Here is a 1,066-nt window from a genome sequence, read left to right as displayed (position 1 = left end):
CTTTGCCATTGGTCAGGGTTCAGTCTTGTACGAGAAACAAACGATTTGCCCGTTTCACGTTGACGCTTCTGGATAAACTGCGTGAGCTGGTTGATGAGCTCGTTTAGTTTTTCCTTTTGAGTACCTTCCGCTTTATCTAGCGCTTCACGAATCAATGGCGGTAGATAGCGGTAGGTCAGTAGGCAAAGCTCCGGTTCAGAAACGAGTTCGAAGTCATCTTGCTGTTTGATGAGGTCAGCAAAGTAGCGCGCTTTCTCGATACTTTGATCGATCAATAGTTCGTAGCCTGGGCGACTAATAATGTGCATCGCCGCATACACTAACATGGCCATGCCTGAGCGAGAGCCTTCTAGTGTATGACTACCTAAATCTTTTGAACCTTTACGTAAGATGTATTGCGCATGGTGTTCAATGGATTTCATCGCGTCTGGGTCTTTGAACAACACCATGCCTGCACCCATAGGGATGTACAGTTGTTTGTGCGCGTCGATAGTCACTGAGTCAGCCAGTTCAACACCTTCGAGAAGGTGACGGTAATGATTAGACATCAACGTTGCACCACCCCAAGCGGCATCTACATGGAAGTGACAATTGTGCTCTTGGCACACTTGAGCGATCTGCGACAGAGGATCGACGTTCCCCGTTTCTGTTGTGCCAGCGACACCGATAACCGCAATTGGTTTGATGTTTTGTTCTTTAAGCTCGGCAATTTTTGCTTTTAGGTCGTCAACAACAATACGGTTGTTTGCATCGGTTTTCACCGCGACTAAACCCTCTTGACCTAAGCCAAGTACGTCTGCTGCTTTTTTCAGTGAATAGTGACCACGTTCAGAAACCAGAACTGCAAGGCCTTCGTAGCCATAGTACTTCATGGCTTTGAATAGACCTTCTTTTTCTACCCCTTTGAAATCACCATCTGCTTTCAACGCTTTATTGCGTGCAACCCAAAGCGCCGTAATGTTCGCGATTGTGCCACCAGAGCAAAACGCACCAAGTGAATGGTTCGCGCTGTGCATCCATTTACGATAAAACTTGTCGTTTTGACCGTAAATTAAGCGGTGTAACA

General features: G+C 46.6%; 1 protein-coding gene. It reads right to left on the bottom strand.

What is annotated here, in order from left to right:
- Positions 1–1,066, bottom strand: a 1,066-nt coding sequence (gene panP, locus R8N46_RS25410) for a pyridoxal-dependent aspartate 1-decarboxylase PanP (protein WP_318189802.1), incomplete at both ends; no start/stop codon positions are given.

Origin of the sequence: Vibrio sp. 1874, assembly GCF_033344395.1 — a bacterium.
Taxonomy (GTDB): domain Bacteria; phylum Pseudomonadota; class Gammaproteobacteria; order Enterobacterales; family Vibrionaceae; genus Vibrio; species Vibrio alginolyticus.
Note: the sequence above shows the minus strand (reverse complement) of the source record. Positions and strands in the feature narration are given on the sequence as shown.